This window comes from Aminobacter aganoensis, from assembly GCF_014206975.1.
Lineage (GTDB): Bacteria > Pseudomonadota > Alphaproteobacteria > Rhizobiales > Rhizobiaceae > Aminobacter > Aminobacter aganoensis.
The window spans coordinates 345,805-361,201 of the sequence record NZ_JACHOU010000001.1; the positions used below are offsets into that span (position 1 = coordinate 345,805).

The window sequence follows — 15,397 nt, forward strand, 5'->3', positions numbered from 1 at the left end:
CGAGATGGCCGGAGCCGCCTAAAGCAGGCCGAGTTCCGCGAGCTCAAGCCGTAGCTTGGGTGGCATCTCGGCGAGTGCGGCATTGCCCTGGCCAAGATCCACCGGCGCCTCGGCGATCTTGAGGTAGCGCCAGCCCTGGAACGCGCGGCGCGGCTGCCAGTCGGTGCGCACGACGGTCGGCTCCAGGATGAGGTGGCAACGGCCGATGCCCTCGGCATCGGTGAAGGGACGGATTTCGAGCAGGCGCTGGCGGCACTGCACATTGCCCTTGATGACCCAATACAGCGACCCGCCATCGGTCAACTCGGCAGCGCGCGTCGGCACCATGCGCGTGGTGTGGAACTGCTCCACCGGCTCGCCGGCGCGGCGGCGCTCGTCGAGGCGGAAGGCGATCCATTCCTCGAGATCCTCGACGCTGTCGCAACCGACGCAGAGCTTGATCAGGTTCAGTGACATGGCCCGAAACTAGTGCCTCGTGCCGGCGCATTCAACGCCGGCAGGAGTTTTGCACAGGCTCAGCACTCGACGACGTTGACCGCGAGGCCGCCCAGGCTGGTTTCCTTGTACTTCTCGCTCATGTCCATGCCTGTCTGGCGCATCGTCTCGATGGCGGCATCGAGCGGCACGAAGTGCTTGCCGTCGCCCTTGATCGCCAGCGACGCCGCGGTGACCGCCTTGACCGCGCCAAGCGCATTGCGTTCGATGCACGGCACCTGGACGAGGCCGCCGACCGGGTCGCAGGTCATGCCGAGATGGTGCTCGAGCGCGATCTCGGCCGCGTTCTCCACCTGCTCGGGTGTCCCGCCCATGACCGCGCACAGCCCGGCAGCCGCCATGGCAGAGGCCGAGCCGACCTCGCCCTGGCAGCCGACCTCGGCGCCTGAGATCGAAGCATTGGTCTTGATGATGCCGCCGACGGCAGCCGCCGTCAGCAGGAAGTCGCGGATGCTGTCCTTGTCGGCCTCGACATGGAAATGCAGCCAGTAGCGCAGCACGGCGGGAAGCGTGCCCGCGGCACCGTTGGTAGGTGCCGTGACGACGCGGCCGCCCGCGGCGTTCTCCTCGTTGACGGCCATGGCATAGATCGACAGCCAGTCGTTGGCGAGCAGCGGGTTCGGCCGGTTCTGGCTCCACTGCTCCTGCAGCTTGTCGTGGAGCTGGCGAGCGCGGCGGCGGACCTTCAGCCCGCCCGGCATGATGCCGTCCTGCGACAGGCCACGGTCGATGCAGCGGCTCATCGCGTCCCAGACCGCATCCAGGCCGGCGTCGAGGTCGGCGCGCGGCATCTGGGTCTCTTCGTTGGCACGCTTCATCTCGGCGATTGAAAGCCCGCTGCGCGACGCCATGGCCAGCATGTCGACGGCATTGGCGAATGGATAAGGCACGCGCTTGCCCGCTGCGGGTGTCGCGCTCTTGGCCTTCATGCGCTGCAGTTCCTCCTCGGAGACGACGAAGCCGCCGCCGATCGAGTAATAGATGCGCTTGAGCAGCAGCCGATCGCCGCCGTCATAGGCATAGAAGGCCATGCCGTTGGCGTGGCCGAGCAGCGGCGTCTTCTTGTCGAGCACGAGGTCGACGGCCGGATCGAAGCGATAGGATGGATGTCCGGGCGGCGAGACGTGCTTGTCTCGACCGATCTGCTCGACGATGGCGTCGGAGGTATCAGGATCGACTGTGACGGGCGTAAGGCCGGTCAGGCCGAGAACGACGGCACGGTCGCTGCCGTGGCCGACGCCTGTATAGGCCAGCGAGCCATGCAGGCTGGCACCGACGCGGTCGACCTTGGCACCCGCCGGGCGCGGCCAGTCGCCGCCCAAGATCTCGTCGAGGAAGCGCGCGGCGGCCGTCATCGGCCCCATCGTGTGGGAACTCGACGGACCAATGCCGATCTTGAACAGGTCGAATACCGAAAGAAACAAATCTCACTCCCTGCGACGGCGGCTTCAGTCGCATATGTATACGATCATTCCGTCGTTTTCACGTCTGTCGCTAAGCGCGATCCGACGCTGTTTGCTCAGCGCGCGACATTTGGAAAAATGCCGAGCTTGCGCAAGGCCATAAACGCAAAAAGCGCGGCCATGCCGCGCTTTTTGTATCCAATCCTGAGGGTAAGGGATCAGCCGCCTGCCACGACTGCCGCCTTTTCGGCGCCACCGCTGACAAGCCAGGCAAGAAGGAGAAAAACCGCAAAGCCAACCACTGCCTTGGCCGTGAGGCCCCAGCAGGATTTCTGAACGCCGTCATCCATGATGTATCGCAAGACCCTTTTCGTTCGGCGAGCAGGCGGTACATCCGCCATTCCAGCTCTTTCCGAGTGGGACTGCTGGATACGACTTTGCCGGCGCGTTCGCAACTGCAAAAAATGGCCAAAGCGTGGCGAAATGCGCATACCAGCCATGCAGCCATCAATCCAATTTTAATCAAATCAGTAACTTATGCCAAATCAGCCATTCACGGATTTTAAACTCCTGTGGCGGCACCACGGCGAACAGGCGCCCTCGAATTCCTGCCTATCGCCATGCTAGCTTGAAGCCGATGATCGGCGATTCCTTCTCCATGACCGGCCCCCTGAGCGGCCTCGACATTGCGGCGCTGGCGTTCTTCCTCGCCGGCTGGATTTTCCATGCACTTGGCGCCGAGGGGCATATCGTCAGGCGCCTGTCGCTGACCCGCGCCATGAATGCCCAGCGAGCCGCCTGGATGGCAACGATGGCCCGGCGCGAGGTCAGGATCGTCGACACGTCGATCATGAACGGCCTGCAGCAAGGCACCGCCTTCTTTGCCTCGAGTTCGCTGATCGCCGTCGGCGGCTGCTTCGCCCTACTTGGCGCCTCCGACCGCGTGCTGGCCATACTGAGCGACGTGCCCCTGGCGGGCGCCACCGCGCGTCCCCTGTTCGAGATCAAGGTCATCGGCCTGATCATCATCCTGGCCTATTCGTTCTTCAAGTTCGGCTGGGCCTACAGGCTGTTCAACTACTGCTCGATCCTGATCGGCGCGGTGCCCCAGCTCGGCTCGCGCAGCGAACCGGACGCCGAGATCGAAACCGCGGTGTTGCGGGCGACGCGCATGAACCAGCTCGCCGGCAAGCATTTCAACGCCGGCCTGCGCGGTGTGTTCTTCTCGATCGGCTATCTCGGCTGGTTCATCGACCCGCGCGTGTTTTTCCTCACCACGGTCATTCTGCTCGGCGTGCTGATCCGACGCCAGTTCTTCTCCGAGGCGCGCAAGGCGGTCCTGGTTCAGGACTCCGGGCCTGGCAACGGGCTGTCGATCCGGCCGGACAGCCAATAGGCCACGAGCCCGATCCACTCGCGCACCGCCATCGTCGTGTTCTGGAGCGAATCGGCAGGGTTGTCGGTGAACAGGCCGACGCCCTCCTCGCCCGACGTGCGGTAGTCGACCGGCCAGGCAACGACGGAGAACTCCGCCTTGGCAAACAGCGCCATCGACCGCGGCATGTGGAATGCAGAGGTGACCAGCAGCCAGGTTTCGCCGGGCCTGGGCGTGACCAGTTCTTTCGAGAACAGTGCATTCTCGTAGGTGTTGCGCGAGCGGTTCTCGAGGATCAGCCGATCGCGTGAAACGCCGAGCGCCTCGAGCAGGCGTGGAGCCGTGTCGGCGTCGCCCTCGCCGTCCAGCATCAGTGCGCCGCTGCCGCCCGACACCACGATCCTGGCCGCGGGATAACGACGGGCCAATATGGCCGTCTCGACGAAGCGGTCGCCGCCGCTGTTGAGTTCGTAGCCGCCGCGCGCAAGGTTGATGGCACCCTCGAAACCACCGCCGAGCACAACGACACCGTCGACCTGTTCGGGAACCGGCGGGCGCGGAAACCGCTCTTCGAGCGGGTTGAGCATGAGTGCGCCAAGCGACGTCCAGGCAGCGGCTGCCAGGAGCAGTGCCGCAAACAGTGTCGCAGCACGAAACAGGCGCCGCCGGCCGAAGTAGCTGACGATCAGCCCGGCCAGCAGCAGAAGGATTGCAAGATTGAGCGGCTGGGCGAAGAACCAGAAGATCTTGGACAGATAGAAAAACAAATCGTATTGCCGCCTGTGCTGTGAGTCTCGACGGCAAATTTATTACATCGCGAGTTCGTAAAGAACGACCCCGGTCCTAGACGACATCAGCTGCGTCACGTGCCCTGCCTGCACCAGGGCGGCAAGAAGTTCCCTTACCCTCTCCTTGCTCATGCCGGTTTCCTTGGAGATTCCGGTGATCGTACGGCGCCGGTAAGCCATGTTGTTCAGCGACGCCACGATCTGCTTTTCGTCGGCCGACATCGGAGGCAGGTCCGCCGGCGGCTTGACTGCCTGGATCTTCGCGCCCGGCATGCCCTGGTCGCCGGCCTCGATCTGCTCGGAAATCAGCTCCAGATTGCTTTCGGCCTTTTCACCGACCTTCTCGATCTTCGATTCATTCTTCTTGGCGAGGTTCAGCGCCTTTTGCGCCAGGCTCTCGATGAAATTCGGGGCCGTCGCCCCGGCCAGGACACAGAAGCCGGCGACGATGAGGATCTTGCCGGCGACAGACGAAAGCGACTGCGCGGTCAGGATGTCGGTCATGATGTTGTTGTTGGCGATCGACAGGAACAGCGGAACCACCAGCGCCGCCGCCGCCCCGAGGACCAGCACCGACCAGACGGTGTTCAGATCCCAGGGCCGCCCGGCGATCTCGGTCTCTTTCGCCGACTCGAAATTGGCGGCGTATCTGGCGCAGCATCCCAGCCAGCCGGACGCGAGCATCGCAATGACCAAACCGAAGAGCATCGCAACCCCTCCCGAAATGCCATTCAGCATATCGGAAGTTGCGTAAAATTCAACAATCTACTTGCAGTTGCAAGACTATGGAGCCTGCCGTTCAGGCGCGGCCCATGCGTCTACCACCACTTCTCCGGCTGGAAGCGGCCAGCAGCCTGCTCGATGACGTTCGCCGTCTGGAACAGCGTTTCCTCGTCGAACGGCCGGCCGATGAGCTGCAAGCCGAGCGGCAGGCCATGACCGTCGAGGCCGGCGGGAACCGCAATGCCCGGCAGGCCGGCCATGTTGACCGTCACCGTGAAGATGTCGTTGAGGTACATCTTGACCGGATCGGCGGCCATGTCCTGGTCGGCGATGCCGAAGGCGGCCGACGGCGTTGCCGGTGTCAGGATAACGTCGACGCCGGCGGCGAAGGCCTGCTCGAAATCGCGCTTGATCAGCGTGCGCACCTTCTGCGCCTGCAGGTAGTAGGCGTCGTAGTAACCGGCCGACAGCACATAGGTGCCGATCATGATGCGGCGCTTGACCTCGCGGCCGAAACCGGCGGCGCGGGTGTTCTCGTACATCTCGATGATGTCCTTGCCCGGCACGCGCAGGCCATAGCGGACACCGTCATAGCGGGCGAGGTTCGACGACGCTTCGGCTGGCGCCACGATGTAATAGGCCGGCAGCGCGTATTTGGTGTGCGGCAGCGAGATGTCGACGATCTCGGCGCCGGCGTCCTTGAGCCAGGCAATGCCCTTCTGCCACAGCGCCTCGATGTCGTCGGGCATGCCGTCGACGCGGTATTCCCTGGGAATGCCGATCTTCATGCCCTTGACCGACTTGCCGATCGCCGCCTCGTAGTCCGGCACCGGCAGGTCGACGGAGGTGGTGTCCTTGGCATCGACCGAAGCCATCGACTTGAGCAGGATGGCGGCGTCGCGCACGTCGCGGGCGATCGGGCCGGCCTGGTCGAGCGACGAGGCGAAGGCAACCGTGCCCCAGCGCGAGACGCGGCCATAGGTCGGCTTGATGCCGACGGTGCCGGTGAAGGCCGCCGGCTGGCGGATCGAGCCGCCGGTGTCGGTGGCGGTGGCACCGGCGCACAGGAAGGCCGAAACCGCGGCAGCCGAGCCGCCGGACGAGCCGCCGGGCACCAGCTGCATGTTGTCGTAGCTGCGGCTTTCCTCGACGCCGCCGGGCTGGACAAATCCGCTGCCGCCATCGTGGAAGGTCGGCTTGACGGTGGTCTGCACGCGCGAACGCCGCCACGGATTGACCACCGGGCCGTAATAGGAGGTCTCGTTGGACGAGCCCATGGCGAACTCGTCCATGTTGAGCTTGCCGAGCATCACCGCGCCATCGGCCCAGAGATTGGCCGTGACGGTCGATTCGTAGCGCGGCTCGAAGCCGTCGAGCACATGGCTGCAGGCCTGGGTGTGCACGCCCTCGGTAGCGAACAGGTCCTTGATGCCGAGCGGGATGCCTTCGAGTGCACCGCCCTCGCCCCTGGCGAGCCTGGTGTCCGATGCCTTGGCCATGTCGCGCGCCTTGTCGGGCGTGGTGGCGACATAGGCATTGAAGGTCGGATTGGCCTGCTCGATGGCCGAGACATAGGCCTCCGTCAGTTCGGAGGCGGTGATCTCCTTGCCGCGCAGCTTCTCGCGCGCTTCGGCAATCGTCAGTCGGGTCAGATCGGTCATGGCGAAATCACTTCGGTGTCAGGCAGCCGAAAGCTGCTTTTGATGGAATGCGGAATGGACGGCCAGGGCCTACTCCACCACTTTCGGCACGAGGAAGAAATTCTCGTCGGTCGCCGGCGCATTGGCGACGATGTCGGCAGCCTTGTTGCCGTCGGTGACGGCGTCGACGCGCTTCTTCATCTCCATCGGCGTGACCGACGTCATCGGCTCGACGCCCGAGACGTCGACCTCGTTGAGTTGCTCGACAAAGCCGAGGATGGCGTTCAATTCGCCGGTCATGCGCTGAGCGTCGTCTTCGCTCACCGCGATGCGGGCGAGATGCGCGACGCGCTTGACGGTCTTGAGATCAACGGACATCGAAAAAACTCCGGAAAGCCGGGAAAATGGTCAGGTCGGGCTATAACGGCGCCGCGCGCGCGGCGCAACATCGATGATCGGGCTCACGGCATGGTGACGCCGTCGCACAGATAATAGGTGCCGGCATTGTTGGTCTGGCCGCCCTCGGCATCGACCGTGCGGACAGAGACGAGATCGAGTTGCGTCGGGCTGAGCTCGAGGATGGAAAGCGTGTCCGGGAACAGGTGGCCGGGCTCCTGGCAGAGCGCCGTCACCGCCCAAGCCGGCGCACGCGTGGCCCGCGTGACATTGAGGAACTCGCAATTGTACTCGACGCTTTCGATGCCTTGCGCAGACAGGATCAGGCCGCCGGCGTCGACCACCGTCTGAACCGAATCCTTCTTGGCCTGGGCGCAGAGTTCTTCGGACTGGAGATACACGCCCTTGATGAAGTCCTCGGCGCTTGCGTCGGAAATGCCGAGCCAGAGCAGGAAAACTGCCGTGGAACCTCGCCAGTGCCTCATGCTTCGTCCCTCCCTCCCGGAGATCGGTCAGATGTCAATCGCCATGCCGATTTTCGGCTGCACCACATCGACGCCCGAACCATCCATGCCGTCGACGAACTGTTGCGCCGTCTGGTCGATGATCGGGAAGGTACCGAAGTGGCACGGCACCACCGTCTCGAACTTGAAGAAGCGCCGGCAGGCGAGAGCCGCCACCGCGCCGCCCATGGTGAAGCGGTCGCCGACGGGCACGAGGCCGATCGCCGGCTGGTGCAGTTCGTTGATCAGCGCCATGTCGGAGAAGATGTCGGTATCGCCCATGTGGTAGAGCGTGCGTTCGCCGGCGAAATGCAGCACCAGCCCTCCGGGATTGCCCAGATAGACATTGGTGCCGCCGGGGCCGCCGGCCGAAGACGAATGTTGCGCGGCAACGAAGGTGGTGGTGAAACCGCCGCAGTCGACGGTACCGCCGATGTTGCCCGGATTGATCACCTTGTCGCTGACGCCCTTGCCGACGAGATACATGCAGATCTCGAAGTTGGCGACGAGCATGGCGCCGGTGTGGTTCAGGATGGCGGCGGCATCGCCAATATGGTCGTCATGGCCATGGGTCAGAAGCACATGGGTGACGCCTTCGGCCGCAGATTCCCACGACTTGCCCCAAGAGGGATTGCCGCTCAGGAACGGGTCGATCAGGATCGTGGCGCCTGCCACTTCGATGCGGAATGCCGAGTGTCCGTACCAGGTCAGTTTCATCGTTTCGGCGTTCCTCGCAATTTCGTTGGCCAAAGGATAGAACGCACCAAGCGCCTTTCAAAGGGCCGATACGCAAATTCAAGGTGTTAGCGCTTCCAGCACACGCTCGCCTCAAGTCAGAAGGAACGCCGCTTGGCCATCGCTACGATTGAACAACTGCCTGAGCTGCTGGCTGGTGGCAAGACGCTGGCCGGTCTTGACCTCGGCGACAAGACGATTGGCGTTGCCGTGTCCGATCGCGGCCTGTCGTTTTCGCATCCCCGCCCGGTGATCATCCGCAAGAAGTTCACGCTCGACATCGCAGCCTTGCTCGCCATGCTGGCCAAGGAAAACACCGGCGCGATCGTGATCGGACTGCCCATCAACATGGACGGCTCCGAGGGGCCCCGCGCCCAGAAATCGCGCGCCTTCGTGCGCAATGCGGCCAATCTGACCGCATTGCCGTTCGTGTTCTGGGACGAGCGGCTGTCGACGGTGGCGGCGGAGCGCGCGCTGATCGAGATGGACGTTTCGCGCAAGAAGCGCGACGGGCGGATCGATTCGGCCGCCGCCGCCTTTATCCTGCAAGGCGTATTGGACAGGCTTCAGACGCTGGGTGCCGATTCCGCCGAAGCATAGCGCGCCCGCAACGTCCTGACCTTTTCCGCGATCTGCTTGCGGCGCCGGAACGCCCAGATCGCCAGGATCAGCAGCGTGTCGATGACGAACGCCTTGGCCATCATCCACGGGATCGTCACCGGATCGACACCGAGGATCTCGCCGTAGAGTTCGAAGATGGCAAGGTTGAAGCGGCGCGACAGCATCCAGTAGCCGAAATGCATGTCGTAGATCGACAGGAAGTACCAGCCCCAGAAGAGCACCAGCGGCGCGGCCCAGAGGGCAAGGATGTAGCGCATCAGGCGTTCCTCCGCGCACATGGCGAGGTCGCGTCAATGTCTGGCAACTGGTTCAACAACACCCGCATCGGGATTCCCACTACTTTGCAAAAGACAGTGGGCTCTTCGATTGCGCGGCGCAACGTAAACCATTTGTTAAGGTTAACAGGCGCGAGGCGGCGCGACCCCGGTGCTGCCGTAAAACCGGCAGCACGGCGGGTCAGCCGACCTGTGGATAGAGCGTATCGATGATCAGCCGCGAATCGTGGCGGGCGTCGAGCATTCCATAAGTGCCGCGCCACTGCCCGGCGAGCCGGGTCTCGATGAAGGCATCGGCGATGCGCCCTGCCCCCATGCGGCGCAACTCGGCGGCCGCAGCCGAAATCGCCAGTTGTTCGGTCAGGATGCGCGCGGAGCCTTCGTCGGAGCTTGCGACCTGCATCGCCGCACGCAACACGCCCAGGATGCTCCGGCCGCCTGCGCCGAGATCGCGCTCGATGCTCGCCAGCACGTCGTCGAACAGTCCCGGCGCCCGGCCCAGCACGCGCAGCACGTCGAGCGCCATGACGTTGCCCGAGCCTTCCCAGATCGCGTTGACCGGCGCTTCGCGATAATAGCGCGCCAGCGGCGCCTCCTCGACATAGCCATTGCCGCCGAGGCATTCCATCGCCTCATAGAGGAGCGGCGGCGCGATCTTGCAGACCCAGTATTTGACGACCGGGGTCATGGCGCGTGCAAAGGCCGCCTCGCCGCGGTCGGAGGCCGCTTCGTCGAACGAGCGCGCGAGGCGGAAAGCAAGTGCCGTCGCCCCGGCGACATCGAGTGCCATGTCGGCCAGCACGCGCTGCATCAGCGGCTGGTCGACGAGATTGGCGCCGAACACCTGGCGGTGGCGGGTATGGTGGACCGCTTCCGCGAGCCCTGCCCGCATGATCGCCGACGACGCGACCGCACAATCGAGGCGCGTCAGCGTCACCATGTCCATGATCGTCTTGACGCCGCCGCCGGGTTCACCGACCAGATCGCCGAGGGCACCCTGGATCTCGACCTCGGACGAGGCATTGGAACGGTTGCCGAGCTTGTCCTTGAGCCGCTGGAACTGCAGCCCGTTGGCCGAACCGTCGCTCAGGATGCGCGGAACCAGAAAGCACGACAGCCCTTCCGGCGCTTGCGCCAGCATCAGGAAGGCGTCCGACATCGGCGCCGACATGAACCACTTGTGGCCGTTGAGACGATAGAAGCTGCCGCCGGCGCGTTCTGCCCTGGTGGTGTTGGCGCGCACGTCGGTACCGCCCTGCCGCTCGGTCATCCCCATGCCCAGCGTCAGCCCGGCCTTCTCGACAGGCGGCTTCTGCGCCTGGTCGTATTTGCGGGTGGTGACGCGCGGTGCCCATTCGCGGAACAGCTTCGGGCTCGCCATCAGCGCTGCCAGCGACGCGTTGGTCATCGTGATCGGGCACAGATGCCCGCATTCGAGTTGCGCGGTCAGGTAGAAGCGCGCGGCCCGAACCTGATGGCGCCGGCCGACTTCCGTGCCACCGTTCTCCCAGACGGACGAATGCAGCCCGCCCGCGACCGAGCGGCGCATCAACGCATGATAGGCCGGATGAAACTCGACCTGGTCGATGCGGCGGCCCTGGCGATCATGTGTCCTGAGCTTCGGCACCTCGCTGTTGGCGAGCCGCGCCAGGTCCTGCGCCTCATGGGTCAGCACGAAGCGGCCGAGGCCGTCGAGGTCGCGCCGGACCGGCTCGGAAAAGCTCTCTGCAATCTGGATCAGCAGCGGGTCGCCGCGCCAGGCATTGCTGCCCGTCAGCGGAGGGGGCTGGTTCGGCACGTCCTGCGTCACGCCTTGTCCTTCATCGGTGTGGGCGACGGGCACGAATCCGCAGCCATTGGCCGGCTTTATAGCCGAAATGCTTATCGATAGCTTATGGCCCAGCTTGCAGACGACGAAAATCCCGTGGGAGAACTTTCATGATCGAAATGCCGGCTTGCGGGCCACTTAAGCACAGCCTATAGCAGCGCCTTGAGATGACAGACCTTTCGTCCCTGCCGCCCTACCCGCACCGCCATCTTCTTGGCATCCGCGACCTTTCTCCATTTGACATCGAATTGCTGCTCGACCGGGCCGATGCCGCGGTGTCGATCTCGCGTCAGCCGGAGAAAAAGACGTCGAGGCTGCGCGGACGCACCCAGATCAACCTGTTCTACGAAGCCTCGACGCGCACGCAGTCGTCGTTCGAGCTCGCCGGCAAGCGCCTCGGCGCCGACGTCATGAACATGTCGGTGGCGAGCTCGTCCGTAAAGAAGGGCGAAACGCTGATCGACACGGCGATGACGCTGAATGCCATGCGGCCCGACATCCTGATCATCCGTCACCAGTCGGCGGGTGCCGCCGCTCTGCTCGCGCAGAAGGTCGGTTGCTCGGTGGTCAATGCCGGCGACGGTGCGCATGAGCACCCCACGCAGGCGCTGCTCGACGCCCTGACGATCCGCCGCGCCAAGGGCAGCATCGCCCGGCTGACGGTGGCGATCTGCGGCGACATCCTGCACTCGCGTGTTGCGCGCTCCAACATCCTGCTGCTCAACGCGCTCGGCGCGCGCGTCCGTGTCGTGGCACCTTCGACCCTGCTTCCCTCGGGCATCGCCCAGATGGGCGTCGAGGTGACGCAGTCGATGGCCGATGGCCTCAAGGATGCCGACGTCGTCATGATGCTGCGCCTGCAGCGCGAGCGCATGGCCGGCGCTTTCGTGCCCTCGGTGCGCGAATATTTCCGCTACTACGGCCTCGATGCCGAAAAGCTGAAGGCGGCCAAGCCCGACGCGCTGGTGATGCATCCCGGCCCGATGAACCGCGGCGTCGAGATCGCCTCGGAGATCGCCGACGGGCCGCAAAGCGTCATCCAGGAACAGGTGGAGATGGGCGTCGCCGTGCGCATGGCGGTGATGGAAGCGCTGCTCGACCCGCGCCGCAACCGCGATGGACAGAACGCATGAGCATCACGGTTTTCCAGCGCGCCCGCATCGTCGACCCCTCGCGCGGCATCGATGAGACCGGCTCGGTCATCGTCGACGGCAAGAAGATCGTCGCTGCCGGTGCCGACGCGCTCAACCAGGGCATTCCCGGCGGCGCCGAAGTCGTCGACTGTGCCGGCCAGACGATCATCCCCGGCCTGATCGACGGCCGTGTCTTCATCGGCGAACCCGGCGGCGAGCATCGCGAAACGATCGCCTCGGCAAGCGTTGCGGCGGCTGCCGGCGGCGTCACCTCGATCGTCATGATGCCCGACACCGATCCGGTGATCGACAACGTCGCCCTTGTCGAATTCGTGCTGCGCACGGCCAAGGAAACCGCATCCGTCAACGTCTTTCCTGCCGCTGCCATCACCAAGGGCCTTGAAGGCCACGAGATGACCGAGTTCGGCCTGCTGCGCGAAGCGGGCGCCGTCGCGTTCACCGACGGCCGCCACACCATCGCCAATTCGCTCATGATGCGCCGGGCGCTCACCTACGCCCGCGATTTCGATGCCGTGATTGCGCATGAGACGCAGGATGCCGATCTCGCCTCGTCCGGGGTGATGAACGAAGGGCTCTACGCCAGCTGGCTGGGATTGTCGGGCATCCCTCGCGAGGCCGAGACCATTCCGCTCGAACGCGACCTGGCGCTCGCACGCCTGACGCGCGGCCGCTACCACGCCGCCAAGATCTCGACCGCCATGGCAGCCAGCGCCGTTTCGCGCGCCAAGGCGGACGGCGCCAGGGTGACGGCGGGCGTTTCGATCAACAGCCTGTCGCTCAACGAAAACGACGTCGGCGAATACCGAACGTTCTTCCGGCTGGCGCCGCCGCTGCGCGCCGAGGAAGATCGCCTCGCCATGGTCGAGGCGCTGAAGGACGGCACCATCGACGTGATCGTGTCGTCGCATGATCCGCAGGACGTCGACACCAAGCGCCTGCCCTTCGCCGACGCCGCCGCCGGCGCCATCGGGCTGGAGACGCTGCTAGCCGTCGCCTTGCGCCTGCATCACAATGACGACGTCCCGCTGCTGCGCATCGTCGATACGCTTTCGACCGCTCCGGCACGGCTGTTCGGCCTGTCCGGTGGCACGCTGAAACCGGGTGCGGTTGCGGACCTGGCGCTCGTCGACCTCGGCGAGCCGTGGGTGGTGCGCGAGGCCGATATCCGCTCGCGTTCCAAGAACACTTGCTTCGAGGGCGCGCGCCTTCAGGGCAAGGTCTTGAAAACCTTGGTCGCCGGACGCACAGTGTTCTCGGCCTGACGGCCACGGGGGAGAAGAAATACCTTGATGCCGGATGACATTTTTCCGACGGCTCTACACGTGCTCGTTGCAGCCGCCGTATTCGGCTATCTCCTGGGCTCGATTCCGTTCGGGCTGTTGCTGACGCGCGCAGCCGGCCTGGGCGACGTGCGCAAGATCGGCTCGGGCAACATCGGCGCCACCAATGTGCTGCGCACGGGCAACAAGAAACTGGCCGCGGCAACCCTGCTGCTCGACGCGCTCAAGGGCACGGTGGCCGTGGTCATCGCCGCGCGCTGGAGCCACGACGCAGCGCTTGCCGCAGGCCTGGGCGCCTTCATCGGGCACCTCTACCCGATCTGGCTCGGCTTCAAGGGCGGCAAGGGCGTTGCCACCTATCTCGGCGTCCTGTTCGGCCTGTCGGGGCTCGGCGCCCTGGCCTTCGCCGTCACCTGGCTGCTTATCGCTTTCGTCAGCCGCTATTCGTCGCTTGCTGCCCTGACGGCAGCGGTTGTGGTGCCGATCGCGCTTTACATGACCGACATGCCCAAGGCGGCAGGCCTGCTGGCGCTGATGAGCGTCATCGTCTTCATCCGCCACCGCGCCAACATCTCGCGCCTGCTCGCCGGCACGGAATCGCGGATCGGATCCAAGGGATGAACCAACCCGCCGCCGGGCCGCATCTCAGCGACCGGCAGCGGCTCCACTGGCTGCGCCTGATCCGCACGCCGAATGTCGGCCCAGCCAGTTTTCGCGACCTGATCAACCGCTTCGGATCGGCCGAAACCGCAATCGAGATGCTGCCCGAGATCATGATGGCGGGCGGCGCCAACCGGCTGGTCAAGATACCTTCCCTCGCCGAGGCGGAAGCCGAAATGGCGTCGGCGCGCCGATGCGGCGCGCGTTTCGTGGCGCTCGGCGAGCCGGACTATCCCCAGATCCTCAAGCGCATAGACCATCCCCCGCCGCTGCTCGCGGTCAAGGGCACTGGCGCAGTGTTCGGCCTGCCGCCGGTGGCGATCGTCGGCGCGCGCAACGCTTCTCTCGCCGGCATCAAGATGGCGCGGACACTGGCAGCGGAACTCGGCCGCAACGGCTATGCGGTGATCTCAGGCCTGGCGCGCGGCATCGACACGGCGGCACATCAGGGCAGCATGGATACCGGAACGGTCGGCGTGCTGGCCGGCGGAATCGACCGCCCCTACCCGGCCGAGAACATCGGTCTTTGCGACGAGATCGCCGAGCGCGGTGCGGTCGTGTCGGAAATGCCGTTCGGCTGGGAACCGCGCGCCCAGGACTTTCCGCGCCGCAACCGCATCGTCGCGGGCCTGGCCCTCGGACTTGTGGTGGTGGAGGCGGCCAAGCGCTCGGGGTCGCTGATCAGCGCACGGCTGGCCGGCGACATGGGACGGCTGGTCTTTGCCGTGCCCGGCTCGCCGCTCGACCCGCGCGCCGCGGGCACCAATGGCCTGCTCAAGGACGGCGCGACGCTGGTGACCGAGGTCGACGACATTCTGCAGGCCCTGGCGCCGCTAATCGGAGGCCAGCCTTACATACATGTCGGCGCGGAGGAGCCGCCTGATTTCGGCGCCACGCCACCGCCAGCAGACGGCGACCGCGCCCAGGTGATCGAAGCGCTGGGTCCGGTGCCGGTCGAAGTCGACGAACTGATCCGCCACACCGGGCTTCACCCGGCACAAATCTTCATGATCCTGCTGGAATTGGACCTTGCCGGCCGGCTCGAACGGCACTCAGGCGGACGTGTTTCGCTTGTTGATCCCGAGGCCTGACGGCCGGTCTACGCGCCTCGCGTCTCCAGCCTCGACATAGGCCATCTCGATCAGGTAGGCGAGCATGCCGCAACGCTCGGCCTCCGCCATGACGCGCAGTTGCCCCAGCATCGACTGGATATAGTCCAGCGTTTCGGCTCGCCTTCGTGTTGGCGGCGGCTTGTGCATATGCTTGGCTTTCCCTTTGTCTTGCCGCCAGTGGCGAGCACAGGATTCGGCGCCGATTTCCATTTGAGAAACAGGCCCGACCGGCAATGGCAGAAGCGTAGCAAATCTACTAACAATTGCAATAGCGCCAATTAATATACCTTTGGTTGTATTGCCGGCGTCAGCCGGCGTTTTTGTCCCCGTCCCCTTGACCAGACTGAAAAGGGCGGCCATGTGACGTGCGAATTGAAAAATCTTCGCCACGCGCCGTAGTCGTTGTTTT

Annotated in this window: 18 protein-coding genes; 6 read left to right on the plus strand and 12 right to left on the minus strand. The window is 64.8% G+C overall.

All coding sequences use genetic code 11. The annotated features are described in order from the left end of the window. Positions 1–18: 18 nt before the first annotated feature. From GGR00_RS01655 to GGR00_RS28495, 3 genes are all read right to left on the minus strand, one after another. Positions 19–456 carry a DUF1489 family protein gene (locus GGR00_RS01655; protein ID WP_055977101.1) on the minus strand — a complete coding sequence of 146 codons (438 nt, stop codon included), beginning with the start codon at positions 454–456 and terminating at the stop codon, positions 19–21. A 59-nt stretch (positions 457–515) separates the two neighbouring features. Then, positions 516–1,919: an L-serine ammonia-lyase gene (locus GGR00_RS01660; RefSeq protein WP_055977104.1), complete on the minus strand. Its 1,404-nt coding sequence runs from the start codon at positions 1,917–1,919 to the stop codon at positions 516–518. Positions 1,920–2,116: 197 nt separating this feature from the next. Continuing rightward, positions 2,117–2,248 (minus strand): hypothetical protein, encoded by a 132-nt coding sequence (locus tag GGR00_RS28495; protein WP_256371676.1) that lies wholly within the window; start codon positions 2,246–2,248, stop codon positions 2,117–2,119. Between the two features lie 290 nt (positions 2,249–2,538). On the opposite strand from GGR00_RS28495, the gene GGR00_RS01665 reads away from it, so the two are divergent. After that, positions 2,539–3,294: a DUF599 domain-containing protein gene (locus GGR00_RS01665; protein WP_055977696.1), complete on the plus strand. Its 756-nt coding sequence runs from the start codon at positions 2,539–2,541 to the stop codon at positions 3,292–3,294. Here the strand turns inward: GGR00_RS01665 and GGR00_RS01670 are convergent. The 6 genes from GGR00_RS01670 to GGR00_RS01695 all read right to left on the minus strand — a co-directional run bounded on the left by GGR00_RS01670 (position 3,243) and on the right by GGR00_RS01695 (position 8,040). Further along, positions 3,243–4,040, minus strand: a complete 798-nt coding sequence (locus tag GGR00_RS01670) for a YdcF family protein (RefSeq protein ID WP_184697421.1) — start codon at positions 4,038–4,040, stop codon at positions 3,243–3,245. The genes GGR00_RS01665 and GGR00_RS01670 overlap by 52 nt on opposite strands. 42 nt (positions 4,041–4,082) lie before the next feature. Further along, positions 4,083–4,769 carry a YEATS-associated helix-containing protein gene (locus GGR00_RS01675; protein ID WP_184697424.1) on the minus strand — a complete coding sequence of 229 codons (687 nt, stop codon included), beginning with the start codon at positions 4,767–4,769 and terminating at the stop codon, positions 4,083–4,085. A gap of 110 nt (positions 4,770–4,879) precedes the next feature. Further along, positions 4,880–6,445, minus strand: coding sequence for an amidase (locus tag GGR00_RS01680; protein ID WP_184697427.1), 1,566 nt, complete (start codon positions 6,443–6,445; stop codon positions 4,880–4,882). A 69-nt stretch (positions 6,446–6,514) separates the two neighbouring features. Continuing rightward, on the minus strand, positions 6,515–6,802 hold the full coding sequence (gene gatC, locus GGR00_RS01685; protein WP_055977116.1) for an Asp-tRNA(Asn)/Glu-tRNA(Gln) amidotransferase subunit GatC: 288 nt from the start codon (positions 6,800–6,802) through the stop codon (positions 6,515–6,517). Between the two features lie 83 nt (positions 6,803–6,885). Continuing rightward, entirely contained in the window at positions 6,886–7,305 is a 420-nt protein-coding gene (locus tag GGR00_RS01690) for a hypothetical protein (RefSeq protein ID WP_055977119.1), read from the minus strand. Between the two features lie 27 nt (positions 7,306–7,332). Beyond that, positions 7,333–8,040 carry a metal-dependent hydrolase gene (locus GGR00_RS01695; RefSeq protein WP_184697430.1) on the minus strand — a complete coding sequence of 236 codons (708 nt, stop codon included), beginning with the start codon at positions 8,038–8,040 and terminating at the stop codon, positions 7,333–7,335. 132 nt (positions 8,041–8,172) lie between these two features. Here GGR00_RS01695 and ruvX point away from each other — a divergent pair, with 132 nt between their 5' ends. Further along, a complete protein-coding gene (ruvX, locus tag GGR00_RS01700; protein WP_055977126.1) occupies positions 8,173–8,658 on the plus strand; it encodes a Holliday junction resolvase RuvX in 486 nt (161 codons plus the stop codon). Here the strand turns inward: ruvX and GGR00_RS01705 are convergent. Together GGR00_RS01705 and GGR00_RS01710 are read right to left on the minus strand one after the other, a co-directional pair. Further along, complete coding sequence (locus GGR00_RS01705) at positions 8,625–8,936, minus strand: DUF6105 family protein (RefSeq protein WP_055977699.1); 312 nt, start codon at positions 8,934–8,936, stop codon at positions 8,625–8,627. The genes ruvX and GGR00_RS01705 overlap by 34 nt on opposite strands. A 199-nt stretch (positions 8,937–9,135) precedes the next feature. Further along, on the minus strand, positions 9,136–10,764 hold the full coding sequence (locus GGR00_RS01710; protein ID WP_055977702.1) for an acyl-CoA dehydrogenase family protein: 1,629 nt from the start codon (positions 10,762–10,764) through the stop codon (positions 9,136–9,138). Between the two features lie 185 nt (positions 10,765–10,949). Between GGR00_RS01710 and GGR00_RS01715 the strand changes: the two genes are divergently transcribed. From GGR00_RS01715 to dprA, 4 genes are read left to right on the plus strand one after another with little or no spacing between them, the layout of a single operon-like run. Continuing rightward, complete coding sequence (locus tag GGR00_RS01715; RefSeq protein ID WP_055977128.1) at positions 10,950–11,915, plus strand: aspartate carbamoyltransferase catalytic subunit; 966 nt, start codon at positions 10,950–10,952, stop codon at positions 11,913–11,915. Continuing rightward, complete coding sequence (locus tag GGR00_RS01720) at positions 11,912–13,198, plus strand: dihydroorotase (protein WP_184697433.1); 1,287 nt, start codon at positions 11,912–11,914, stop codon at positions 13,196–13,198. Before GGR00_RS01715 ends, GGR00_RS01720 begins: the two co-directional genes overlap by 4 nt. Positions 13,199–13,225: 27 nt before the next feature. Then, a complete protein-coding gene (gene plsY / locus GGR00_RS01725) occupies positions 13,226–13,837 on the plus strand; it encodes a glycerol-3-phosphate 1-O-acyltransferase PlsY (RefSeq protein WP_184697436.1) in 612 nt (203 codons plus the stop codon). Continuing rightward, positions 13,834–14,967 (plus strand): DNA-processing protein DprA, encoded by a 1,134-nt coding sequence (dprA, locus tag GGR00_RS01730; RefSeq protein ID WP_184697439.1) that lies wholly within the window; start codon positions 13,834–13,836, stop codon positions 14,965–14,967. Before plsY ends, dprA begins: the two co-directional genes overlap by 4 nt. On the opposite strand, the gene GGR00_RS28575 is transcribed toward dprA, so the two are convergent. Further along, entirely contained in the window at positions 14,929–15,378 is a 450-nt protein-coding gene (locus GGR00_RS28575; protein ID WP_343065506.1) for a hypothetical protein, read from the minus strand. The genes dprA and GGR00_RS28575 overlap by 39 nt on opposite strands. Positions 15,379–15,397 lie beyond the last annotated feature (19 nt).